The organism is Burkholderia territorii, assembly GCF_902833055.1.
GTDB classification, from domain to species: domain Bacteria; phylum Pseudomonadota; class Gammaproteobacteria; order Burkholderiales; family Burkholderiaceae; genus Burkholderia; species Burkholderia territorii.
Map to the genome: position 1 here is coordinate 1 of NZ_CADFEJ010000038.1, position 21,422 is coordinate 21,422.

The 21,422-nt window shown below is 68.3% G+C and carries 23 protein-coding genes and 1 pseudogene; 17 read left to right on the forward strand and 7 right to left on the reverse strand.

The window, feature by feature from the left end; translation table 11 throughout:
- On the reverse strand, positions 1-369 hold a 369-nt coding region (locus tag HW466_RS30490; protein WP_176316126.1), incomplete at its 3' end, for a hypothetical protein.
- A gap of 56 nt (positions 370-425) precedes the next feature.
- Between HW466_RS30490 and HW466_RS30495 the strand changes: the two genes are divergently transcribed.
- The 5 genes from HW466_RS30495 (at position 426) to HW466_RS30515 (ending at position 6,185) form a co-directional block, all read left to right on the forward strand.
- Positions 426-2,264: an EAL domain-containing protein gene (locus HW466_RS30495; RefSeq protein ID WP_059870443.1), complete on the forward strand. Its 1,839-nt coding sequence runs from the start codon at positions 426-428 to the stop codon at positions 2,262-2,264.
- Positions 2,265-2,663: 399 nt separating this feature from the next.
- Entirely contained in the window at positions 2,664-3,683 is a 1,020-nt protein-coding gene (locus HW466_RS30500) for a LacI family DNA-binding transcriptional regulator (RefSeq protein ID WP_059450677.1), read from the forward strand.
- A complete protein-coding gene (locus tag HW466_RS30505) occupies positions 3,680-4,960 on the forward strand; it encodes an AGE family epimerase/isomerase (RefSeq protein WP_059791094.1) in 1,281 nt (426 codons plus the stop codon). Before HW466_RS30500 ends, HW466_RS30505 begins: the two co-directional genes overlap by 4 nt.
- Positions 4,957-5,865 carry a carbohydrate kinase family protein gene (locus HW466_RS30510; protein ID WP_060346147.1) on the forward strand — a complete coding sequence of 303 codons (909 nt, stop codon included), beginning with the start codon at positions 4,957-4,959 and terminating at the stop codon, positions 5,863-5,865. Before HW466_RS30505 ends, HW466_RS30510 begins: the two co-directional genes overlap by 4 nt.
- 98 nt (positions 5,866-5,963) lie before the next feature.
- On the forward strand, positions 5,964-6,185 hold the full coding sequence (locus tag HW466_RS30515; protein ID WP_059450680.1) for a hypothetical protein: 222 nt from the start codon (positions 5,964-5,966) through the stop codon (positions 6,183-6,185).
- 77 nt (positions 6,186-6,262) lie between these two features.
- Here the strand turns inward: HW466_RS30515 and HW466_RS30520 are convergent, their stop codons facing one another.
- Together HW466_RS30520 and HW466_RS30525 are read right to left on the reverse strand one after the other, a co-directional pair.
- Positions 6,263-6,457 (reverse strand): DUF2905 domain-containing protein, encoded by a 195-nt coding sequence (locus HW466_RS30520; protein WP_057928625.1) that lies wholly within the window; start codon positions 6,455-6,457, stop codon positions 6,263-6,265.
- Positions 6,458-6,469: 12 nt separating this feature from the next.
- Entirely contained in the window at positions 6,470-7,660 is a 1,191-nt protein-coding gene (locus HW466_RS30525; RefSeq protein WP_174906106.1) for a class I SAM-dependent methyltransferase, read from the reverse strand.
- Between the two features lie 13 nt (positions 7,661-7,673).
- Between HW466_RS30525 and HW466_RS30530 the strand changes: the two genes are divergently transcribed.
- From HW466_RS30530 to HW466_RS30560, 7 genes are all read left to right on the forward strand, one after another.
- On the forward strand, positions 7,674-8,417 hold the full coding sequence (locus tag HW466_RS30530) for an SDR family oxidoreductase (RefSeq protein ID WP_059791098.1): 744 nt from the start codon (positions 7,674-7,676) through the stop codon (positions 8,415-8,417).
- 78 nt (positions 8,418-8,495) lie between these two features.
- Positions 8,496-8,900 (forward strand): dihydroneopterin aldolase, encoded by a 405-nt coding sequence (locus HW466_RS30535; protein ID WP_059450683.1) that lies wholly within the window; start codon positions 8,496-8,498, stop codon positions 8,898-8,900.
- The gene (ttcA, locus tag HW466_RS30540; RefSeq protein ID WP_059507875.1) at positions 8,897-9,886 is read left to right on the forward strand and encodes a tRNA 2-thiocytidine(32) synthetase TtcA; all 990 of its coding nucleotides are present in this window, start codon (positions 8,897-8,899) and stop codon (positions 9,884-9,886) included. Before HW466_RS30535 ends, ttcA begins: the two co-directional genes overlap by 4 nt.
- A 134-nt stretch (positions 9,887-10,020) precedes the next feature.
- A complete protein-coding gene (gene glmU / locus HW466_RS30545; protein ID WP_059544833.1) occupies positions 10,021-11,382 on the forward strand; it encodes a bifunctional UDP-N-acetylglucosamine diphosphorylase/glucosamine-1-phosphate N-acetyltransferase GlmU in 1,362 nt (453 codons plus the stop codon).
- A gap of 52 nt (positions 11,383-11,434) precedes the next feature.
- Entirely contained in the window at positions 11,435-13,252 is a 1,818-nt protein-coding gene (gene glmS / locus HW466_RS30550; RefSeq protein WP_059807879.1) for a glutamine--fructose-6-phosphate transaminase (isomerizing), read from the forward strand.
- Between the two features lie 50 nt (positions 13,253-13,302).
- Positions 13,303-13,815 (forward strand): hypothetical protein, encoded by a 513-nt coding sequence (locus tag HW466_RS30555; protein ID WP_174906095.1) that lies wholly within the window; start codon positions 13,303-13,305, stop codon positions 13,813-13,815.
- Positions 13,815-14,033, forward strand: a complete 219-nt coding sequence (locus HW466_RS30560; protein ID WP_059450688.1) for a hypothetical protein — start codon at positions 13,815-13,817, stop codon at positions 14,031-14,033. The genes HW466_RS30555 and HW466_RS30560 overlap by 1 nt, the downstream gene beginning before the upstream one ends.
- A gap of 87 nt (positions 14,034-14,120) precedes the next feature.
- Here HW466_RS30560 and HW466_RS30565 read toward each other — a convergent pair whose 3' ends face one another.
- Both HW466_RS30565 and HW466_RS30570 read right to left on the reverse strand, forming a co-directional pair.
- Positions 14,121-14,957 carry an FTR1 family iron permease gene (locus HW466_RS30565; protein WP_151006865.1) on the reverse strand — a complete coding sequence of 279 codons (837 nt, stop codon included), beginning with the start codon at positions 14,955-14,957 and terminating at the stop codon, positions 14,121-14,123.
- A gap of 12 nt (positions 14,958-14,969) precedes the next feature.
- Positions 14,970-15,302: a cupredoxin domain-containing protein gene (locus HW466_RS30570; protein WP_011353437.1), complete on the reverse strand. Its 333-nt coding sequence runs from the start codon at positions 15,300-15,302 to the stop codon at positions 14,970-14,972.
- A gap of 339 nt (positions 15,303-15,641) precedes the next feature.
- On the opposite strand from HW466_RS30570, the gene HW466_RS30575 reads away from it, so the two are divergent.
- Positions 15,642-15,842 carry a heavy-metal-associated domain-containing protein gene (locus HW466_RS30575; protein ID WP_006754615.1) on the forward strand — a complete coding sequence of 67 codons (201 nt, stop codon included), beginning with the start codon at positions 15,642-15,644 and terminating at the stop codon, positions 15,840-15,842.
- A 49-nt stretch (positions 15,843-15,891) separates the two neighbouring features.
- Here HW466_RS30575 and HW466_RS30580 read toward each other — a convergent pair whose 3' ends face one another.
- A complete protein-coding gene (locus tag HW466_RS30580) occupies positions 15,892-17,382 on the reverse strand; it encodes an aldehyde dehydrogenase (protein WP_059769376.1) in 1,491 nt (496 codons plus the stop codon).
- Positions 17,383-17,467: 85 nt separating this feature from the next.
- Positions 17,468-18,019, reverse strand: coding sequence for a cupin domain-containing protein (locus HW466_RS30585; protein ID WP_059450693.1), 552 nt, complete (start codon positions 18,017-18,019; stop codon positions 17,468-17,470).
- Positions 18,020-18,487: 468 nt separating this feature from the next.
- On the opposite strand from HW466_RS30585, the gene HW466_RS32045 reads away from it, so the two are divergent.
- The 4 genes and pseudogenes from HW466_RS32045 to HW466_RS30600 all read left to right on the forward strand — a co-directional run.
- Positions 18,488-18,670 (forward strand): hypothetical protein, encoded by a 183-nt coding sequence (locus HW466_RS32045; protein ID WP_006402789.1) that lies wholly within the window; start codon positions 18,488-18,490, stop codon positions 18,668-18,670.
- Between the two features lie 284 nt (positions 18,671-18,954).
- The gene (locus tag HW466_RS30590) at positions 18,955-19,740 is read left to right on the forward strand and encodes a gamma-glutamyl-gamma-aminobutyrate hydrolase family protein (RefSeq protein WP_060346153.1); all 786 of its coding nucleotides are present in this window, start codon (positions 18,955-18,957) and stop codon (positions 19,738-19,740) included.
- 29 nt (positions 19,741-19,769) lie between these two features.
- Positions 19,770-21,107, forward strand: coding sequence for a glutamine synthetase family protein (locus HW466_RS30595; RefSeq protein ID WP_059507881.1), 1,338 nt, complete (start codon positions 19,770-19,772; stop codon positions 21,105-21,107).
- Between the two features lie 37 nt (positions 21,108-21,144).
- Positions 21,145-21,422: pseudogene (locus tag HW466_RS30600) on the forward strand (aspartate aminotransferase family protein); the annotation flags it as partial.

The window sequence follows — 21,422 nt, forward strand, 5'->3', positions numbered from 1 at the left end:
TGCGCCTTTTGCGCCTTTTGCGCCTTTTGCGCCTTTTGCGCCTTTTGCGCCTTTTGCGCCTTTTGCGCCTTTTGCGCCTTTTGCGCCTTTTGCGCCTTTTGCGCCTTTTGCGCCTTTTGCGCCTTCTCCGCCTTCTCCGTTCTCCGCCTTCTCCGCCTTCTCCGCCTTCTCCGCCTTCTCCGCCTTCTCCGCCTTCTCCGCCTTCTCCGCCTTCTCCGCCTTCTCCGCCTTCTCCGCCTTCTCCGCCTTCTCCGCCTTCTCCGCCTTCTCCGTCTTCTCCGTCTTCTCCGTCTTCGGCGCCGCTCGCCGCTCGGCACCGGGCAACTCATGCACCATCGGCGTGCATCGTGTCACGAAATCTTCATTCAATTCTTCACGCGCGATGCCGTTAAATTCGGGCGTCCCGTCGCCTCGGCTCCCTCGCCATGCCCGCGCCCCATCCCGACTCGTCCGTCGCCCCCACCACGCGCCTGATCGCGGAGCGTGCGCTCGCGGCCGTGTTCCAGCCGATCGTCGACCTCGCCTCGGGCACGGTCGTCGGCTACGAAGGCCTGATCCGCGGCCCGCGCGGCACCGAGCTCGAGCCGCCGGCCGCGTTGTTCGCGCAGGCCGCCCGCGACGGCGCGACCATCGCGCTCGAACAGGCGGCCGCCCTCACCTGCCTCGACGCGTTCGCCGCCCTCGGTTGCGACGGCAAGCTGTTCCTCAACTTCAGCGCGGGCACGATCCTGCAACTCGCACGCGAACGCGAGCGTGCGCGGCAACTGCTCGGTCGCGCGCGGGTCGGCACGGAGCGCATCGTGATCGAGCTGACCGAGCAGACCGCGATGCCGGACGTCACGCGCATCGGGCCGGCAGTCGCGTCGCTGCGCGACGCCGGCATTCAGTTCGCGCTCGACGACTACGGCACCGCGAACGCGAGCATGAACCTGTGGCTGCGCCTGCACCCGGACGTCGTGAAGATCGACCGCTTCTTCATTCACGACATCGCGCGCGACCGGCTCAAGTTCGAGGCGGTCAGGGCGATGCAGCACTTCGCGCACGCGAGCGGCGCGAAGCTGATCGCGGAAGGCATCGAGAACGAGTGCGATCTGATCGTCGTGCGCGACATGGGCATCTGCTGCGTGCAGGGCTTCCTGCTCGGCCGGCCGGACGCGCATCCGTCGCCGGTCGTCGCGCAGGCCGCGCGCGACGCCATCCGCACGCCGCACATCGCGGTGTTCCCCGGCGCGACGCGCACCGCGCGGCCGAGCGGCACGATCGCCGCGAAGATGCTCGTCCCGGCGCCGGCGCTGCCGCTGGATGCCACCAACAACGACGTGCTCGACCTGTTCAACCGGATGCCGGCGCTGCATGCCGTCGCGCTCGTCGAGCGCGGGCGGCCGGTCGCGCTCGTGAACCGGCGCGGCTTCATCGACCGCTTCACGCTGCCGTATCACCGCGAGGTGTTCGGAAAGAAGCCGTGCCTGCAGTTCGCGAACGACGCGCCGCTGATGATCGACAACGCGACGACGGTCGAGCAGCTCGCGATGCTGCTCGCGAGCCACGACCAGCGCTACCTCGCGGACGGCTTCGTGATCACCGAGCACGGCCGCTACGTCGGGCTCGGCACCGGCGAGAGCCTCGTGCGCGCGGTGACCGAGATGCGCATCGAGGCCGCGCGCTATGCGAATCCGCTGACGTTCCTGCCCGGCAACATCCCGATCAGCGCGCACATCGAGCGCCTGCTGGCGCGCGACGCCGGCTTCCACGCATGCTACGTCGATCTGAACCAGTTCAAGCCGTTCAACGACCAGTACGGCTACTGGCAGGGCGACGAAGTGCTGAAGTTCGCGGCGACGGTGCTGGCCGGCGTGTGCGATCCGCAGCGCGACTTTCTCGGGCACGTCGGCGGCGACGATTTCCTCGTGCTGTTCCAGCGCGACGACTGGCACGCGCGCGCAGCCGACGCGATCGCGCGCTTCAACGAAGGCGCGCAGCGTTTCTACACGCAGGCCGACCGGCTCGCGGGCGGGCTGCGCGGCGAGGACCGGCACGGCAACCCCGCGTTCTTCGGCTTCGTGACGATGGCGATCGGCGTGGTGGGCGTGCCGGCGGGCGCGAACGGCGCGATGCGCTATGGCAGCGACGAGATCGCGTCGGTCGCGGCGCTCGCGAAGCGGCGCGCGAAACAGCAGCCGGGCGGGCTCGCGGTCGTCGATCTCGATGCGGGCCGTGCGGCGCTGCGCGATCGCGGCGGGCCGCTGCAGGCGGCGGCGGGCTGAATCGGAGGGAGTGGCCGGGCGCACGCGCGCGGGCGGCCGGCGCGGATGGCGGCGACGAGGGTGTCGCGTGCCTGGGCGGTTCCAGGGCACCGCCCGGCGTTGGCCGCTTCCGTCGCTCGTGCCTTCTCGCCTCCCGCCCCTCTTCATCCCTCCCGCTCCGCCAGCCCCCGCGCGGACCGGGCAACCGAACATGCGCACCTCGCGCTACTCCGACATCTCGCGCTCATGCGATCACCTTGCCTTTTCCGCGTTTTGTTTAGTATTTTTAGTAACGTCGTTTTCGCAGATTAGCGCATAAAAACCCGCTATTTCCGGGTATTCCCCGGTTATCCGGCCCGAATTTGGCGCTGCGTTTTACTATACAATCGCCATCACCCTAAACAAACCGGATCCCGAACGATGGGCACGACCATTCGCGACGTGGCGCGGGCGGCAGAAGTCTCGATCGGCACCGTGTCGCGCGCGCTGAAAAACCAGCCGGGCCTGTCGGAGGCCACGCGGGCGCGCATCGTCGAGATCGCGCAGCGGCTCGGCTACGACCCGGCCCAGTTGCGCCCGCGCGTGCGCCGGCTCACCTTCCTGCTGCATCGCCAGCACAACCGCTTTCCCGCCAGCCCGTTCTTCTCGCACGTGCTGCACGGCGTCGAGGATGCATGCCGCGAGCGCGGCATCGTGCCGACGCTGCTGACGGTCGGCCCGAACGACGACGTGCTGCGCCAGATGCGCCCGCACGCGCCCGACGCGATCGCCGTGGCCGGCTTCATCGAGCCCGAGACGATCGAGGCGCTCGCCGCGACCGGCCGGCCGCTCGTGCTGATCGACCTGTGGGCGCCCGGCCTGCGCTCGGTGAACATCGACAACGCGACGGGCGCGGCGCTCGCGATGCGCCACCTGCTTGCCATCGGCCGCTCGCGGATCGCATTCATCGGCGGCTCGGCCGCGCACTTCAGCATCGCGCAGCGTGCAATCGGCTACCGCCGCGCGTTCTTCGAGGCCGGGCGGCTGTTCGATCCCGCATACGAAGTGACGATCGACGCCGGGCTCGACCCCGACACCGGCGCCGCGCGCGCGATGCAGCAGCTGCTCGACGCGCCCGGCCCGCGCCCGGACGCCGTGTTCGCATACAACGACGCCGCCGCGCTCGCCGCGCAGCGCGTGTGCATCGCGCGCGGCGTGCGGATTCCGGAAGACATCGCGATCGTCGGCTTCGACGATATCCCGGCCGCCGCGCACGCGAACCCGCCGCTCACGACGCTCGCCGTCGACAAGGAAGCGCTCGGCCGCCGCGGCGTCGAACTGCTGCTCGCGGAAGCGCCCGAGCGCACCGAGATCTCCTTGCCCGTCGAACTGATCGTACGGGCCAGCAGCCAGCCCGCCGGCTCACCGGCACTCGATACCGCCACGGTCACCGAATCATGAACATGCCCCCGGTCCAATCCCGCACGGCCGCGCCGGCCGCCCACACGCAAGCGGCGCCGTTCGTCGCGAGCTTCCGCGATCCGTCGTTCCTGCTGTCGCACGTCGAGGACACGCTGCGCTTCTACGCGCCGAACGTGCTCGACCCGACGGGCGGCTTCTACCACTACTTCCGCGACGACGGCAGCGTCTACAACCGCACGTCGCGGCACCTGGTCAGCAGTTGCCGGTTCGTCTTCAACTATGCGATGGCCTACCGGCATTTCGGCGATCCGCGCCATCTCGAGTACGCGCGCCACGGGCTGCGCTTCCTTCGCGATGCGCACTGGGACGAAACGCTGCAGGGCTACGACTGGGAACTCGACTGGCGCGACGGCGCGAAACGCGCGACGCTCGACGGCACGCGCCACTGCTACGGGCTCGCATTCGTGCTGCTCGCCGCCGCGCACGCGACGATGGCCGGCATCGACGAAGCGCGCGCGCTGATCGCGTCGACCTACGAGCTCGCCGAGCACCGCTTCTGGGATCCGGCCGCGGGCCTCTACGCGGACGATGCGACGCCGAACTGGAACGTGTCGTCGTACCGCGGCCAGAACGCGAACATGCACATGACGGAAGCGCTGCTCGCGGCGTACGAGGCGACGGGCCATCTCACCTATCTCGATCGCGCGGAAAAGCTCGCGACCCACATCACGCAGCGCCAGGCTGCGCTGTCGGGCGGCCTCGTGTGGGAGCACTATCACGCGGACTGGTCGGTCGACTGGGACTACAACAAGGAAGACAGTTCGAACATCTTCCGTCCGTGGGGCTTCCAGCCCGGGCACCAGACCGAATGGGCGAAGCTGCTGCTGATCCTGGAGCGGCACCGCCCGCTCGACTGGCTCGTGCCGCGCGCGACCGAGCTGTTCGACGCGGCGCTCGCGCATGCGTGGGACGCCGATCACGGCGGGCTCTGCTACGGCTTCGGCCCCGACTTCACGATCTGCGACCACAACAAGTACTTCTGGGTGCAGGCGGAAACCTTTGCGGCGGCCGCGATGCTCGGCGCGCGCACCGGCAGCGAGCGCTTCTGGGACTGGTACGACGAGATCTGGCGCTACAGCTGGGCGCATTTCGTCGATCACCGCTACGGCGCGTGGTTCCGCATCCTTACCTGCGACAACCGCAAGTACAGTGACGAGAAGAGCCCGGCCGGCAAGACGGACTATCACACGATGGGCGCATGCTACGACGTGCTCGCGACCCTCGCGCGCGCGTCGCGCAGCGAGCCGACGCAATGAGCGGCGCCACCTTTCCGGCCTTCGTGTCGGCGGGCGACATCCTGACCGACATGGTGCGCGCGGGCGACGCGCAATGGACCTCGGTGCCGGGCGGCGCCGGCTGGAATGTCGCGCGCGCGGTCGCGCGCCTCGGCGTGCCGAGCGCGCTCGCCGGCTCGATCGGCGAGGACTGCTTCTCCGACGTGCTGTGGCGCACGAGCGAGGCCGCCGGCCTCGACCTGCGCTTCCTGCAGCGGGTGCCGCGTGCGCCGCTGCTCGCGATCGTCCACGAGACGCGGCCGCCCGCGTACTTCTTCATCGGCGAAGCGAGCGCGGATCTCGCGTTCGATCCGGCGAAATTGCCGGCCGGCTGGGCCGCCCACGTGAAGTGGGCGCACTTCGGCTGCATCAGCCTCGTGCGCGAACCGCTCGCGAGCACGCTCATCGCGCTCGCGGCCGACCTGCACGCGCGCGGCGTGAAAATCAGCTTCGATCCGAACTACCGGAACCTGATGACGGCCGCGTACCGGCCGACGCTCGAGAAGATGGCCGCGCTCGCCGACCTGATCAAGGTGTCCGACGAGGACCTGCGCCACCTGTTCGGCGGAGACGGCCCCGATGCGGTGGCCGCGGTGCGCGCGCTGAATCCGCGCGCGGCCGTGCTCGTCACGCGCGGCGCGCAGCCGGCGACGCTTTACGCGGACGGCGAGGTATTCGAGGCCAGCCCGCCGCGCGTCGAGGTGGTCGACACAGTCGGCGCGGGCGACGCGTCGATCGGCGGCATGCTGTTCAGCCTGATGGCCGCGCCGCAGCGGTCGTGGCGCGAGCATCTCGCGTTCGCGCTCGCGGCGGGCGCCGCCGCGTGCCGGCATACGGGCGCGCACGCGCCGACGCTCGACGAGGTCGTCGCGCTGCTCGAACGGTGACGGGACGATGACGGCGCGCTGATCGGTCGCCGATTCGCGGCGCTGTACATGCTGCGCCGCAGTGCTACGATGAAGTGTCCTATTGCGGGAGAGGCACGATGGACACGAACACGTTCACGAAGGGCATCTACACGGCCAAGGCGCATACGCAGCACGCCGCCAACGGACAGTTCCAGGGTTACGTGATCCTCGCCCGGGACGACGGCGACGAGACGGAGAACATGCGCTACGACGTCCATACGACGAGTCCGAGCGAGGAAGAGGCGTTCGACGAAGCGAAGGCGCTCGCGCACCGGATCCTCGGCGAAATCGAACTTTGACGCGCGAACCGTAACGCGCGGAACCATCACGCGCGCGCCGCGGCCCGGCTGCGGCGCGCCGCCGCATTCGGCGCGGCTCAGAGCAGCCGCGCGACCATCGACACCAGCATCGTCAGCACGAGCGTCGACATGAACGGGAACGGGTAGCGCCGCCCGCCGAGCGTCAGCGTGACGTCGCCCGGCATCCGTCCGATGCCGAACTTGCCGAGCCACGGCCAGCAGCGCGTCAGGATCATCACCGCGACGAACGACGCCATCAGCCAGCGCAGCATCCCCGGCTCCCGTCAGAGCGCGTGCGAGCGGTCGCCGCGCGCGAACGCGTCGAGCGTGCCGTCGATCCCGCGCGAGAACGCGATCACCTTGAACAACTCGCCCATCTCGGCTTCCGAGATCAGCTTCTGCACCGCGTTCGCCGCAGGCAGGAACTGGTGGATGTCGGACGGATCAATCGCGGCCAGCGCGTCGGTGATGCCCGCGTTCAACAGGAACCGCGCCTGCGACGTGTAGCCGAGGAGGTCCGCGCCGGTCGCCACACCCGCGTCGTAGATGCCGGTGAATTCGACGTGCGCGGTGATGTCCTGCAGCCCCGGGTACAGGAATGCATCGTCATGCGCGTGGTGGCGGTAATGGCACATCAGCGTGCCGCGGTCGCGTTGCGGATGGTAGTACTCGTGCGCGGGGAAACCGTAGTCGACCAGCAGCACCGCGCCGCGCCCGAGCATCGTGCACACGGTGCGCGTGAACGCCAGCGCGGCTTCGTGCGTCTCGGTCACGTAGCCGTCGTCGACGTCGAGCGTCGCGAGCACCGGCGGCAGGCCGGCCGCGGCGGCGGGCCGGTCGTCGTACACGAACGCGTGCCGCGCATCCAGCGCGACGCCGCGCTCGAGCCACGCGCCGCCCGTCTTCGCGAACAGGCGCACCGGCATCGCGTCGAGCACCTCGTTGCCGACCACGACGCCGTCGAAGCGCTCCGGCAGCGCGTCGAGCCAGCGCATCTTCCCGGCGAGCGCGGGCGCAGCCGCCGCGATCGTGTCGCGCTGGCGTTCGCGCAACTCGCCGGACAGGTCGACGATCAGGTACTCGTCGAGCTCGACGCCCAGCGCATCGAGCGCCGCAAGCAGTCCGGCCGCGAGCTTGCCCGTGCCCGCGCCGAACTCCATCACGCGCCGCGTGCCGCTTGCCGCGAGCGCCTGGGCAACGGGATTCGCGAGCGTCTGCGCGAACAGCGGCGACAATTCGGGGGCCGTCACGAAGTCGCTGCCGTCGTCCGCGCGGCGGCCGAACTTGCGTGCGCCGCCGCTGTAATAGCCGAGGCCGGGCGCATACAGCGCGCGTTCCATGAAGCGGTCGAACGGCAGCCACCCGCCGGCCGCCGCGATCTCGTCGCGCAATTGCGCGGCAAGGGTTTCGGACTGCGCGAGCGCGTCAGGGCCGGGAGCAGGTAAACTAGCGGGTTCGTGAGCTTTCGGGTTCATCCCGGCATTGTAAATGACCGTTTCAGCCGATACGTCGACCCCGCGCATCGCGCTCGTCGCCGGCGCGCTGGGCAACGCGGCCGACGCCGCGTCGCTCGGCCGTGCGCTCGCGACCGGATTCGCGCAGCGTGGCTGGGACGTCGCGCTGCAGCGCAGCCCCGGCGCGCCGCGCGCGGCCGCCGACGCGCTCGTCGCCGAAGTCGCCGCGCACGGCCGCCGTGCAGCCGTGCTCGACGCCGACCTGGCCCTTGAAACCGACGCGGCCGCGCTCGTCGCCGCGTGCGGCGCGGCGCTCGGCAGGCCGGCCTGTGCGGTGTTCGTGAGCGCATGCGCCGGCACCGACGATGCGCACACGGTGGACGGCGCAGCGCTCGCGGCCGCGCTCGCGCGCAACGTGACGGCGCCGCTCGCGCTGGCCCGCGCGCTGGCCGACGCGACGCCCGACGCCGCGCGCGACGACGAATCGCTGCGCGCGTGCGCGATCCACGTGCTGGATCAGGCCCTGTTTCACCCGGCGCCGGCGCAGCTGTCGCATGCGCTGATGCAGGCCGCGTTGAACCGCGCGACCGCCGCGCTGGCGCTGTCGCTCGCGCCGAAGGTACGTGTCGCGGCGCTCGTGCGCGGCCATGCGCCGCACGCGAACGACATCGCGGCGGCGGCCTGCTATCTCGCGAGCGCGCCCGGCGTCACGGGCGCGACGCTGACCGTCGACGGCGGCGAGCACCTGGTGCCGCCCGCCGCCGGCCCGAATGAATGAACTGCGCGGATCGCGCGGCGTGACTGCCGCCGCCCGCGCCGCTTTGCGTGCGCGCACGCCAATTTGACTGGGACGACCATGTTTTCCGCTCTCCTGCACCCCCGCCTCGCGGACTGCCGCAGGCTCTACCTGCGCGACTACGAGGTGCACATCAACATCGGGGCCTTCGAACACGAGAAGCGCGGCGAGCAGCGCGTCGTCATCAACGTCGACCTGTTCGTGCCGCTCGCGCTGTCCACCCCCGTCGACGACCGGCTGCATGAAGTCGTCGACTACGACCTGATGAAGCAGAGCGTCGCGCAATGCGTGGCGCGCGGCCACATCCACCTGCAGGAAACGCTGTGCGACGCGATCGCCGCGAACCTGCTGGCGCACGACGCCGTGCGCGCGGTACGCGTCTGTACCGAGAAACCGGACGCCTATCCGGACTGCGACGCCGTCGGCGTCGAAGTCTTTCGCATCAAGGACGAGGAGCGCGCATGAACGCCCCCCAAACACATGACACGGCGGCCGACGCGGCCGTCATCGAAGCCGCCGACACCGGCCGCCGCGCACTGACGCGCCGCGAGCAGAAGGAAGCGTACGAGAACAACAAGCTGTTCAAGCGGATCGTGCGCCAGGTCGGCCAGGCGATCGGCGACTACAACATGATCGAGCAGGGCGACAAGGTGATGGTGTGCCTGTCGGGCGGCAAGGACAGCTACGCGATGCTCGACGTGCTGCTGCGCCTGCGCGAGCGCGCGCCGATCGATTTCGACATCGTCGCGGTCAACCTCGACCAGAAGCAGCCCGGCTTCCCGGAACACGTGCTGCCCGAGTACCTGACGCAGGTCGGCGTGCCGTTCCACATCGAGAACCAGGACACCTACAGCATCGTCAAGCGGCTCGTGCCCGAAGGCAAGACGACCTGCTCGCTGTGCTCGCGGCTGCGCCGCGGGATCCTGTACCGCGTGGCCGGCGAGCTCGGCGCGACCAAGATTGCGCTCGGCCACCACCGCGACGACATCCTGCAGACGCTGCTGCTCAACATGTTCTACGGCGGCAAGCTGAAGGGCATGCCGCCGAAGCTGCAGTCGGACGACGGCAGGAACGTCGTGATCCGGCCGCTCGCGTACGTGAAGGAAACCGATCTCGAGAAATACGCGGAGTTGCGCGAGTTCCCGATCATCCCGTGCAATCTGTGCGGCAGCCAGCCGAACCTGAAGCGCGCGGAAATGAAGGCGCTGATCCGCGAATGGGACAAACGCTTCCCGGGCCGCGTCGACAACATGTTCAGCGCGCTCGCGAACGTCGTGCCGTCGCACCTGATGGACACCGGCCTGTTCCCGTTCGCGTCGCTGCGCGCGACCGGCGAGGCCGATCCGCAGGGCGACATCGCGTTCGACGAGGAGCCGTGCGCATCCGGCGAGGAGAGCGCCGCGCCGGGCGCCGCGAAGCCGATCTCGATCGTCCAGTTCGACGACCTGTAAGCAGGGCCCGAACGCCCGCCGGAACCGGGGCCGCGGCCTCGTTCCGGCGCTGTCGCCCCGTCGCGACAGGCCCGGGACGACGGGGGCCGCATGCTAAAATGGACGGCTTCGAACTCCTCTGACAAGCTGGCGCCATGAATATCGTGATTTTGGCGGCAGGCACCGGCAAGCGCATGCGTTCCGCGCTGCCGAAAGTGCTCCATCCCCTGGCCGGCAGGCCACTTCTTTCCCATGTCATCGCCACCGCGCGCACGCTGCAGCCGTCGCGGCTCGTCGTCGTGGTCGGGCATGGCGCCGAGCAGGTCCAGGCCGCCGTCGCCGCGCCCGACGTCCAGTTCGCGGTGCAGGCCGAGCAGCTCGGCACCGGCCACGCGGTGCGCCAGGCGCTGCCGCTGCTCGATCCCGCGCAACCGACGCTGGTGCTCTACGGCGACGTGCCGCTCACGCGCGCGTCGACGCTGCGGCGCCTCGTCGACGCCGCGCGCGACGGCCGCTACGGCATTCTCACCGTCACGCTGGACGACCCGACCGGCTACGGCCGCATCGTGCGCGACGCGTCGGGCTTCGTCACGCGCATCGTCGAGCAGAAGGACGCATCGCCCGAGCAATTGAAGATCGCCGAAATCAACACCGGCATCATCGTCACGCCCACGGCGCAGCTGTCGATGTGGCTCGGTGCGCTGAAGAACGAGAACGCGCAGGGCGAGTACTACCTGACCGACGTCGTCGAGCTCGCGATCGAGGCCGGCTTCGAGATCGTCACGGCGCAGCCCGACGACGAATGGGAAACGCTCGGCGTGAACAGCAAGGCGCAGCTCGCGGAGCTCGAGCGCATCCATCAGCGCAACGTCGCCGATGCGCTGCTCGCCGACGGCGTCACGCTCGCCGATCCGGCGCGGCTCGACGTGCGCGGCACGCTGCGCTGCGGCCGCGACGTGTCGATCGACGTGAACTGCGTGTTCGAAGGCAACGTGACACTCGCCGACAACGTGACGATCGGCGCGAACTGCGTGATCCGCAACGCGTCGATCGGCGCGGGCACGCGCATCGACGCGTTCACGCACATCGACGGCGCCGAGCTCGGCGCGAACACCGTGATCGGCCCGTACGCGCGGCTGCGTCCGGGCGCGCAGCTCGCGGACGAAGCGCACGTCGGCAACTTCGTCGAGGTGAAGAACGCGGTGCTCGGCCACGGCTCGAAGGCGAACCACCTCACCTACATCGGCGACGCCGACATCGGCGCGCGCGTGAACATCGGCGCGGGCACGATCACCTGCAACTACGACGGCGCGAACAAGTTCCGCACCGTGATCGAGGACGACGTGTTCGTCGGCTCCGACACGCAGCTCGTCGCGCCGGTGCGCGTCGGCCGCGGTGTGACGATCGCGGCCGGCACGACGATCTGGAAGGACGTCGCGGAAGGCGTCCTCGCATTGAACGAGAAGACGCAGACCGCGAAGAGCGGCTACGTCCGCCCGGTCAAGAAGAAAAATTAACGTCTTGCGGGCGCCGCGCGGCGCCCGTCATCCATATAGAGGGTAGATTTTCATGTGCGGCATTGTCGGCGCAGTTGCGCAGCGTAATATCGTTCCGGTGCTGATCGAAGGTTTGCGGCGCCTCGAATACCGTGGCTACGATTCGTGCGGCGTCGCCGTGCTCGAGCCGGATGCGCCGAAGCGCGCGCGCAGCGTCGCACGCGTCGCCGATCTCGACGCGCAGGTGCGCGAATCGCATCTCGAAGGCGCCACCGGCGTCGCGCACACGCGCTGGGCCACGCACGGCGCGCCCGTCACGCACAATGCGCACCCGATCTTCTCGTCGAACGCGCTCGCGCTGGTGCACAACGGCATCATCGAGAACTTCGAGTCGCTGCGCGACGCGCTGCGCGCGAAGGGCTACGAGTTCGTGTCGCAGACCGACACCGAAGTCATCGCGCACCTCGTGCACAGCCTGTATCGCGGCGACCTGTTCGAAGCCGTGCGCGAGGCCGTGCAGCAGCTGCACGGCGCGTATGCGATCGCGGTGACGCACAAGGACCAGCCGCACACCGTCGTCGGCGCGCGCCAGGGTTCGCCGCTCGTCGTCGGCCACGGCGACGGCGAGAACTTCCTCGCCTCCGACGCACTCGCGCTGGCCGGCAGCACCGACCGCTTCACGTTCCTCGAGGAAGGCGACGTGTGCGAGCTGTCGCTCGACGGCGTGAAGATCGTCGACCGCCACGGCGCGCTCGCGCAGCGCGAGATCCGCGTGGTCAGCGCGTACGGCGGCGCGGTCGAGCTCGGCCCGTATCGCCACTTCATGCAGAAGGAAATCTTCGAGCAGCCGCGCGCGATCAGCGACACGGTGCCGCAAGCCGACGCGTTCGACGCGACGCTGTTCGGCGAGGCGGCTCCCGCCGCGTTCGCGGACATCGACAGCCTGCTGATCCTCGCGTGCGGCACGAGCTACTACTCGGGCCTTACCGCGAAGTACTGGCTGGAATCGATCGCGAAGATCCCGACCCAGGTGGAGATCGCGAGCGAATACCGCTACCGCGAGTCGGTGCCGAATCCGCGCCAGCTCGTGCTGGTGATCTCGCAGTCGGGCGAGACGGCCGACACGCTCGCCGCGCTCAAGCACGCGCAGTCGCTCGGCCACACGCATACGCTCGCGGTGTGCAACGTCGCGACGAGCGCGATGGTGCGCCTCACCGAAATGCAGTTCCTGACGCACGCGGGCACCGAGATCGGCGTCGCGTCGACCAAGGCGTTCACGACGCAGCTCGTCGCGCTGTTCGTGCTGGCCGCGACGCTCGGCAAGCTGCGCGGGCACGTCGACGCCGCGCAGGAAGCGCAATTCCTGAAGGAGCTGCGCCACCTGCCGGCCGCGCTGAACAGCGTGCTCGCGCTCGAGCCGCAGATCATCGCGTGGTCGGAGGAATTCGCGCGCAAGGAAAACGCGCTGTTCCTCGGCCGCGGGCTGCACTACCCGATCGCGCTCGAAGGCGCGCTGAAGCTGAAGGAAATCTCGTACATCCATGCCGAGGCGTATCCGGCGGGCGAACTGAAGCACGGGCCGCTCGCGCTCGTCACGGAAGCGATGCCGGTCGTCACGGTCGCGCCGAACGACACGCTGCTCGAGAAGCTGAAATCGAACATGCAGGAAGTGCGCGCGCGCGGCGGCGAGCTGTACGTGTTCGCGGATGCCGACACGCAGATCGTCAACGACGACGGCCTGCACGTGATCCGGATGCCGGAACACTACGGGCAGCTCTCGCCGATCCTGCACGTCGTGCCGCTGCAGCTGCTCGCGTATCACACCGCGTGCGCGCGCGGCACCGACGTCGACAAGCCGCGCAATCTCGCGAAGTCGGTGACGGTGGAGTAAGCAATCGGCGCAGCGCGGTCCGGCGCGCCGACGAGACTGACGGAGAGACCATGGTAAGACTGTTTGGATGCGGATTGCTGGCGCTGAGCTTCGCGTCGACGGGCTGGGCGGCCGAGCACTACGTCGAAGTCTGGAACCCGCCCGAGGCGCGGTCGCCGGCGGCGCATGCGCCGGCCCGGACACCGGACGCCCGGACACCGGACGCCCGTACGCCGGACGCCCGTACGCCGGCAGCGCGCCCGGGTGCCGACGTGCACGCCGGCGGCAAGACCGTGGAAAAGCACGCGAGCGTGCAGCCGAAGGCCGCGGCCAAGCTGCACAAGCGCCGCGTCGCCCAAGCCGTAAAAACCGCGCCGCGTCGACCGGCCGCCGCGACGGTCGATGCACCGGCCGCACCGCGCCCGGTCACGCAGCCCGCGCCGGGCCGGCTCACGGTGATGCAGCCGCCGCTGCCCGACACGCCGCACGCGCTCACGTTCCCGGACATCCCGCGGCAATACACACCGGACGGCAACGTGCTGCGCGTCGGCACGCGCAGCCGGTCCGCGGAGGTGACGCGATAATGGAAGCGCAGACCTATCACGGCTACCAGATCTGGGGCCATTCGATCCTGCAGCAGGATGAAATCCTGCAGCCCGAACGCTTCGCGGCGAGCGGCACGATCACGCAGAACAACCGGCTCGTCGAAGCGTCGGGCGTGCTCGGCGTGTTCGATACCGAGGACGAAGCGCGCGAAGCGGGCCTCGAATGGGCCCGCGCATGGATCGACAACCATCGCTGAACCAGCCGCGCGGCCGCATGCGGGCCGTCAACGCAAAGACAAAGGGGCGTCGCATGACGCCCCTTTGTGCATTCGGCCCCGCCCCGCTCAGGCAACGGGCCGCGGCGGCGACACCACCGTCCGGGGCCGGCCGACGAGCCGCGCCAGCACGACGATCGCGACCAGCGTGACGACGTACGCGGCGATCTGGATCCCCGCCGGACGCGCGGTGTAGCCGATCAGCGTATGCAGCGCCTTGCCGACGATGCTCGTTTCCTTGAGCAGCCACGACGTATCCCAGACCGCATCGCCCCACGACGGCACGAGCCCGGCGGCCAGCAGGAAACCGACGCACTGGCTCGCCATGCCCGCCGCGAGCAACACGATCAGCGCGTTGGTGACGGAGAACAGACGCTTGAGCGGGATCTGCAGCAGGCCCGCATACATCGCATAGCCGAGCCCGGCGCCGCCCAGCACGCCGAGCAGGCCGCCGACGATCATCTGCGGCGTCTGCCCCGGATCGCCGGCCGCGATGCCGTACAGGAACAGCACGGCCTCGGAGCCTTCGCGCAGCACCGCGACACCGACGACGATCGCCAGCCCCGTCAGCGGCCGGCTGCCGGCCGCGACGGCCCGGCCGACCTCGCCCATGTGCAGCGCCATCTCGCGGCCGTGGCGGCTCATCCAGATGCAGTGCCACGCGAGCATCAGCGTCGCGACGAACATCACGCCGGCATTGAACACTTCCTGCCCCATGCCGGAGGCCCACTGCGAAATCACGTCGGCGAACGCGGCGATCAGGCCGGCGCCGATCACGCCGCCGACGAGCCCGCCGCCCACCCACCAGCCACGCCTTGGCACGCCCTTGGTCGCGGCCATCACGATCGAGACCACGAGCGCGGCCTCGAGCACTTCACGAAAGACGATCAGGGCGGTAGACAGCATGGCGATATCCGCTTATTTGACGGTGAGGTGCGTCTTCGACTGCGCCTCGTGATACTCGTCGTGGAACTCGTAGGTGCCGGCCTTCAGCGGCCCGACCAAGATCTCGACCGACTTGCCGGCCGGCACGACCTTCTCCGCCTTGAAATCGTCGCTTTCGAATTCCGCGGGCGTCGCATCGAGGTTCTTCACGACGAACTTCACCTTCTTGCCGGCCGGAATCGTCACGCCGTCGGGAGAAAACTTGTGGTCCTTCAGCGTCAGGTTGACGACGTCGTCGGCGGCGAACGCGGACGTGGCCGATGCGCCCAGCAGGGCCAGTGCGAAACCGAAAGCGAAGCGATTCATACGGGTAACGAAATGAAATATCGAGGGGAATCGATAGTAAGATCGATTCGCATTTCCCTCTCCAAGTACCCTTACAAGCAGCATGGACATCGCGCATCATCGCGACGACACGCGCCTTGCCACGCAAGGCTTCGCCAGATTTCGTCGACAATAGTCAACCGTCAATCCGGAAAAATTCCGACTGACGCACGCGCGCAAAATGGAATTCGTCTGACTTCAGTTTTACAAAATGCTTGTGCAATGCCGAACGCATCGAACATGCTTGACCTTCCCACCATGGCAAGCTTCATGCTGGTAACCGGTAACGCTTGTTAATCGCCAATCACCCAGGAGAACACGATGGAATTCGAAGTCCAGGACATGACGTGCGGCGGCTGCGCCAACGCGATCACGCGCGCCGTGACGGCAGCCGACCCGGCCGCGAAGCTCGACATCGACGTGGCCGCGAAGACGGTCAAGGTCGAGTCGGCGCAAGGCGCCGAACGCGTGCAGTCGATCATCGAAGCCGCGGGCTTCCACCCGGCATTGCGCTCGGCCTGACGCGCACGGGCGCGGCGCCCGCCGGCACCGCGCCCGCGCACCGGCCGCGTCAGCGCAGCCGGATCAGCGTCGACTTCAGCTCGGTGTATTTCTCGAGCGCGTGCAGCGACTTGTCGCGGCCGTTGCCCGACTGCTTGTAGCCGCCGAACGGGAAGTTCATGTCGCCGCCTTCGTCGTAGCAGTTCACCCACACGGTGCCCGCCCGCAGCCGGCGCGACACGTCGTGCGCGGTCGTGAGGTTCGATGTCCACACCGCCGCCGCAAGCCCGTACTCGGTATCGTTCGCGATCCGCACCGCCTCGTCGACATCGTCGAACACGATCACCGACAGCACGGGGCCGAAGATCTCCTCGCGCGCGATCTTCGCGTCGGGCTTCACTTCGAACACCGTCGGCTCCACGTAGAAGCCGCCCGTCTCCTGCTTCACGCGCGCGCCGCCCGTCACGAGCGTGCCCTCCTTGCGCCCGGCATCGATGTAGCCGAGCACGCGCTCGAGCTGGATTGCGTCGACGATCGCGCCCATCGACACCGACGGATCGAGCGGGTTGCCCGGCACGTACGCGCGCGCGGCCGCCACCAGCTTCTCGATGAACGCGTCCTTGATGTCGCGATGCACGAGCAGGCGCGAGCCGGCCGTGCACATCTCGCCCATGTTGTAGAAGATCGCGCCGGCCGCGGCCTGCGCGGCGCGGTCGAGATCCGGACAGTCGGGCAGCACGATGTTCGGCGACTTGCCGCCGAGTTCGAGCCACGCGCGCTTCAGGTTCGACTGCGCCGCGTACTGCATGATCAGCTTGCCGACCGCGGTGGAGCCGGTAAACGCGATGCAGTCGACGTCGCGATGCAGCGCGAGCAGCTTGCCCGGCTCGCCCGCGCCCGGCACGACGTTGAACACGCCGGCCGGGATGCCGGCCTCGTATGCGAGTTGCGCGACGCGGATCGCGGTCAGCGGCGACTTCTCCGACGGCTTCAGCACGACGCTGTTGCCGGCCGCGAGCGCCGGGCCGAACTTCCATGCGGCCATCAGGAGCGGGAAGTTCCACGGCACGACGGCCGCCACCACGCCGACCGGCTCGCGCGTGACGAGGCCGACGAGATGATGGTCGGCCGGCGCGACTTCGCCGCCGACCTTGTCGATCGCCTCGGCGAACCACTCGACGCAATACGCGGCACCCGGCACGTCGACCGTCGTCGTGTCGCCGATCGGCTTGCCGGCGTCGAGCGTCTCGAGCAGCGACAGTTCGTCGAGATGCTCGCGCATCAGCGCCGCCCAGCGCAGCAGCACGGCCTTGCGCGCGCGCGGGTTCAGCCCGGCCCACACACCGGCGTCGAACGCGCGGCGCGCGGCGGCGACGGCGGCGTTCACGTCCGCCTCGCCGCAATCGGCCACCTTCGCGAGCACGCGGCCGTCGATCGGGCTCACGCAGTCGAACGTCCTGCCGCCGTGCGCGTCGCGCGACGCGCCGTCGATGAATGCGCGCCCTTCGATCGCGAGCGACGCCGCCTTGTCCTGCCAGTCAGCCAAAGTCAACTTGTTCATCAGGATGCCTCAATTGTCGTGGCATTCGCGCTGAGGCATGCCGCGCAACGGCACGACCGCCGGCGGCGAATGCAGTGATGCGGGCTCAGAAGGTGGCCGGCGAATTCGCCGACACGACCTCGCAGAGCTGTTCCGCGCTGGGATTGCGAAAACGGTGCGGCAAGCGGCTTTCGAAGTAGTAGCCGTCTCCGGGGTCGAGCAGCCAGGTCGCGCCGTCGACGGTGAGCTCGAGCCGGCCCGACACGACCACGCCGCCTTCGTGCCCCGCGTGCGCGAGCATCTCGGGCCCGGTGTCGGCGAGCGGCTGGTAGATCTCGCGCATGATGCACATGTTGCGGTCCTTCACGCCCGCGCCGACGAGATGAAATGCGAGTGCGTCGTTGCCGAGGTTCGGCATCTCGTCGCGACGCGATACGACCGAGCGCGATTCGACGAGCTCGAACGTGAAGAACTCCGCGAGACTCATCGGAATGCACTCGAGCAGTTTCTTCAGCGAACCGACCGAAGGACTCACGCGCCCCTGTTCGATCAGCGAGATCGTGCCGTTGGTCACGCCGGCCCGTTTCGCGAGTTCGCGCTGCGACAGACCATGCTTGTTGCGCACGAAACGCAGGCGCTCGGCGACTTCGGTGGACATCGATTCGGTTTCGGACACGATAGGAGTGCGGTGAAAAAGTGAAACGACGCGTTGGACGGCGTTACGCAGCCGTTGAATATTCTAATCACTTTATGCCGCGCATCAGCGGGGAAAACCCTGAAAGGCGTTCGAAATAATGAACACCTCTTCAGCCATTCCTTTTACGAATGTTTTGTTCGGAGTGCCTCGGGAAAGCCCTGACACGAGACCGTCAAAAAACATTTGACGCCGTTTTTGGCTCGTATATGCTGGCTCTCAGGTCAGCGTCATTGGCCATTCATCGGCACCGAAAAACGTTATTGCAACGTAAAAATCGATGCCCGTCGATGTGAATGATGCAGGCCCGGCACCTCGATTATTTTAAACGCCTCGCGCGTCGAAACGATCAGGTGTTCAATACTTTCAACAAACCAGTCGAGTGTAATCGTGAGAGTCCGTGGCCCTCTGGTGAGGTGGGATCGAGGCGATGTGCGAAGTTTGCGCAGCGCTGCTCCCGCTTCCGATGGCAGTTGCGGCTGGCATAGTCCTCGCCTGCTGCATCTGTCGATCTACACCATCCTGTCCCGTCGTTCCGTTCGCCGTCACAACGCCGTTTCCGCACGCGCGTTCGTGGCCGTCGATACCGACGAAGTCGCATCGCTGCTGCCATAGCGCCTCTCCTCCTTTTCTCGTCGTTCGTTTCAACTGCCTGCTCGTCAGCCGCGTCATCCGCGCGGTGACGGAACGCGTTCGCGCATCGATTGCCGCGTCGCACGGCGCAACGAAACGAACGACGGCCTGACCGTCGCGCGCAGCGCGGATCGCCATGCGAACCCGTTGCGCCCATTCACCAGCGGCCTTGCGCGTTGCGCCAGGCTGCGGGGTCGTGTCGCGCCTGCGTTTGGCGATTTTCAGCGCAATGCACGTCGCGGCCCTATGGACAACTGATTGACGTCATGGAAAGGAAACCCCTCGTCGGCATCACCGCCGACTTCACGCAAATCGGCGCGCATGCGTCGCACACGGTCGGCGACAAGTACGTCGCGGCGATCGTCGACGGCGCGCACGCGCTCGCGATGGTGCTGCCCGCGCTCGGCGATCGCCAGTCCGTCGACGACGTGCTCGCCGCGGTCGACGGCCTGTTGTTTACCGGCAGCTATTCGAACGTCGAGCCGCACCTGTACGGCGGCGCGCCGAGCGCGCCCGGCACGAAGCACGATCCCGCACGCGACGCGACCACGCTGCCGCTGCTGCGCGCGGCGATCGTCGCGGGCGTGCCCGTGCTGGCCGTGTGCCGCGGCTTCCAGGAGCTGAACGTCGTCTGCGGCGGCACGCTGCACCAGCGCGTGCACGAAGTGCCCGGCCTCGCCGATCACCGGGAAGACGACGACGCGCCGATGGACACGCAATACGGCCCCGCGCACCTCGTGCACCTGACGCCCGGCGGCCTGCTGCATACGCTCGCCGGCGGCCGCGACGACGTGCATGTGAACTCGCTGCACAAGCAGGGCATCGCGCAGCTCGGTTCCGGCCTCGCCGTCGAAGCCGTCGCGCCGGATGGCCTGATCGAGGCCGTCAGCGTCGTCGATGCACCGGCCTTCGCGCTCGCCGTGCAATGGCATCCGGAATGGCGGCATGCGCATGACCCGCTGTCGAGCGCGATCTTCCGCGCTTTCGGCGATGCATGCCGCACGCGCCGCAATGCCCGCACGCGCGCCGCGGCCGCCGCCGCGCTCGCCTGAGCGCGCCGACCCACATAACGAGAACAGACATGCAAGACATCGAAGACTTCCTGAAGCAACACCGGATCACCGAGATCGAAGCGATCATTCCCGACATGGCCGGCATCGCGCGCGGCAAGATCACGCCGCGCAACAAGTTCACGTCCGGCGAATCGATGCGCCTGCCGCAGGCCGTGATGGTGCAGACCGTCACCGGCGAGTATCCGGAAGACGGCTCGCTGACCGGCGTGACCGACCCAGACATGGTGTGCGTGCCCGACACGTCGACCATTCGCCTGATTCCGTGGGCCGTCGATCCGACCGCGCAGGTGATTCACGACTGCGTGCACTTCGACGGCTCGCCGGTCGAGATCTCGCCGCGCTACGTGCTGCGCCGCGTGCTCGACCTGTACAAGGCGAAGGGCTGGAAGCCTGTCGTCGCGCCGGAGCTCGAGTTTTACCTGGTCGACATGAACAAGGACCCGGACCTGCCGCTGCGTCCGCCGGTCGGGCGCACGGGCCGCCCCGAGACGGGCCGCCAGTCGTATTCGATCGAGGCCGTCAACGAGTTCGACCCGCTGTTCGAGGACATCTACGAGTACTGCGAAGCACAGAACCTCGACATCGATACGCTGATCCACGAAGTCGGCGCCGCGCAGATGGAGATCAACTTCATGCACGGCGACGCGCTGTCGCTCGCCGACCAGGTGTTCCTGTTCAAGCGCACGGTGCGCGAGGCGGCCCTGCGGCACAACATGTACGCGACGTTCATGGCCAAGCCGATGGAAGGCGAGCCGGGCTCCGCGATGCACGTGCACCAGAGCATCGTCGACGAGGAGACGGGCCAGAACCTGTTCACGTCGCGCGAAACCGGCGGCGCCACGTCGACGTTCTACAACTATCTCGCGGGGCTTCAGAAATACACGCCCGCGCTGATGCCGATCTTCGCGCCGTACATCAACTCGTACCGCCGGCTGTCGCGCTTCATGGCCGCGCCGATCAACGTGCAGTGGGGCTACGACAACCGCACGGTCGGCTTCCGCATCCCGCATTCCGGGCCGGCCGCGCGCCGCATCGAGAACCGGCTGCCGGGTGTCGACTGCAACCCGTACCTCGCACTCGCCGCGACGCTCGCGGCCGGCTACCTCGGCATGACGCAGCGTCTCGAACCGACCGAACCGCTCGTCAGCGACGGCTACGAACTGCCGTACCAGCTGCCGCGCAACCTCGAGGAAGGGCTCACGCTGATGGCCGCGTGCGAGCCGCTCGGCGAGATTCTCGGCCACAAGTTCCTGAAGGCGTATTTCGCGCTGAAGGAAACCGAATACGAAGCGTTCTTCCGCGTGATCAGCTCGTGGGAACGCCGCCATCTGCTGCTGCACGTCTGAGCGTGCACGCGACCGAATACGGAATCACGGAGGAAACATGACTTACCGCAACGAATCTGCCTGGATCCAGCCGGCCGCGCCGGCCACCGCACCGCGCACGACGCAGGCGCGCTCGACCGCCGAATACCGCGCGCTCGACGCCGCGCACCACATCCACCCGTTCTCCGACATGGGCGCGCTCAATCGCGCAGGCAGCCGCGTGATCGTGAAGGCCGACGGCGTCTATCTGTGGGACTCCGACGGCAACAAGATCATCGACGGGATGGCCGGCCTCTGGTGCGTGAACGTCGGCTACGGCCGCAAGGAGCTCGCCGA

Bases quoted from the DNA above. Each gene is read 5' to 3' on its own strand.
- HW466_RS30560 (WP_059450688.1), top strand. From the start codon at position 13,815: ATGGAAGCGCAGACCTATCACGGCTACCAGATCTGGGGCCATTCGATC.
- HW466_RS30515 (WP_059450680.1), top strand. From the start codon at position 5,964: ATGGACACGAACACGTTCACGAAGGGCATCTACACGGCCAAGGCGCAT.
- HW466_RS30520 (WP_057928625.1), bottom strand. From the start codon at position 6,457: ATGCTGCGCTGGCTGATGGCGTCGTTCGTCGCGGTGATGATCCTGACG.
- HW466_RS30580 (WP_059769376.1), bottom strand. From the start codon at position 17,382: ATGAACAAGTTGACTTTGGCTGACTGGCAGGACAAGGCGGCGTCGCTC.
- HW466_RS30505 (WP_059791094.1), top strand. From the start codon at position 3,680: ATGAACATGCCCCCGGTCCAATCCCGCACGGCCGCGCCGGCCGCCCAC.
- HW466_RS30495 (WP_059870443.1), top strand. From the start codon at position 426: ATGCCCGCGCCCCATCCCGACTCGTCCGTCGCCCCCACCACGCGCCTG.
- HW466_RS30570 (WP_011353437.1), bottom strand. From the start codon at position 15,302: ATGAATCGCTTCGCTTTCGGTTTCGCACTGGCCCTGCTGGGCGCATCG.
- HW466_RS30595 (WP_059507881.1), top strand. From the start codon at position 19,770: ATGCAAGACATCGAAGACTTCCTGAAGCAACACCGGATCACCGAGATC.
- HW466_RS30535 (WP_059450683.1), top strand. From the start codon at position 8,496: ATGTTTTCCGCTCTCCTGCACCCCCGCCTCGCGGACTGCCGCAGGCTC.
- ttcA (WP_059507875.1), top strand. From the start codon at position 8,897: ATGAACGCCCCCCAAACACATGACACGGCGGCCGACGCGGCCGTCATC.
- HW466_RS30510 (WP_060346147.1), top strand. From the start codon at position 4,957: ATGAGCGGCGCCACCTTTCCGGCCTTCGTGTCGGCGGGCGACATCCTG.
- HW466_RS30500 (WP_059450677.1), top strand. From the start codon at position 2,664: ATGGGCACGACCATTCGCGACGTGGCGCGGGCGGCAGAAGTCTCGATC.
- HW466_RS30555 (WP_174906095.1), top strand. From the start codon at position 13,303: ATGGTAAGACTGTTTGGATGCGGATTGCTGGCGCTGAGCTTCGCGTCG.
- HW466_RS30575 (WP_006754615.1), top strand. From the start codon at position 15,642: ATGGAATTCGAAGTCCAGGACATGACGTGCGGCGGCTGCGCCAACGCG.
- HW466_RS30585 (WP_059450693.1), bottom strand. From the start codon at position 18,019: ATGTCCACCGAAGTCGCCGAGCGCCTGCGTTTCGTGCGCAACAAGCAT.
- glmS (WP_059807879.1), top strand. From the start codon at position 11,435: ATGTGCGGCATTGTCGGCGCAGTTGCGCAGCGTAATATCGTTCCGGTG.
- HW466_RS30565 (WP_151006865.1), bottom strand. From the start codon at position 14,957: ATGCTGTCTACCGCCCTGATCGTCTTTCGTGAAGTGCTCGAGGCCGCG.
- glmU (WP_059544833.1), top strand. From the start codon at position 10,021: ATGAATATCGTGATTTTGGCGGCAGGCACCGGCAAGCGCATGCGTTCC.
- HW466_RS30530 (WP_059791098.1), top strand. From the start codon at position 7,674: ATGACCGTTTCAGCCGATACGTCGACCCCGCGCATCGCGCTCGTCGCC.
- HW466_RS30525 (WP_174906106.1), bottom strand. From the start codon at position 7,660: ATGAACCCGAAAGCTCACGAACCCGCTAGTTTACCTGCTCCCGGCCCT.
- HW466_RS30590 (WP_060346153.1), top strand. From the start codon at position 18,955: ATGGAAAGGAAACCCCTCGTCGGCATCACCGCCGACTTCACGCAAATC.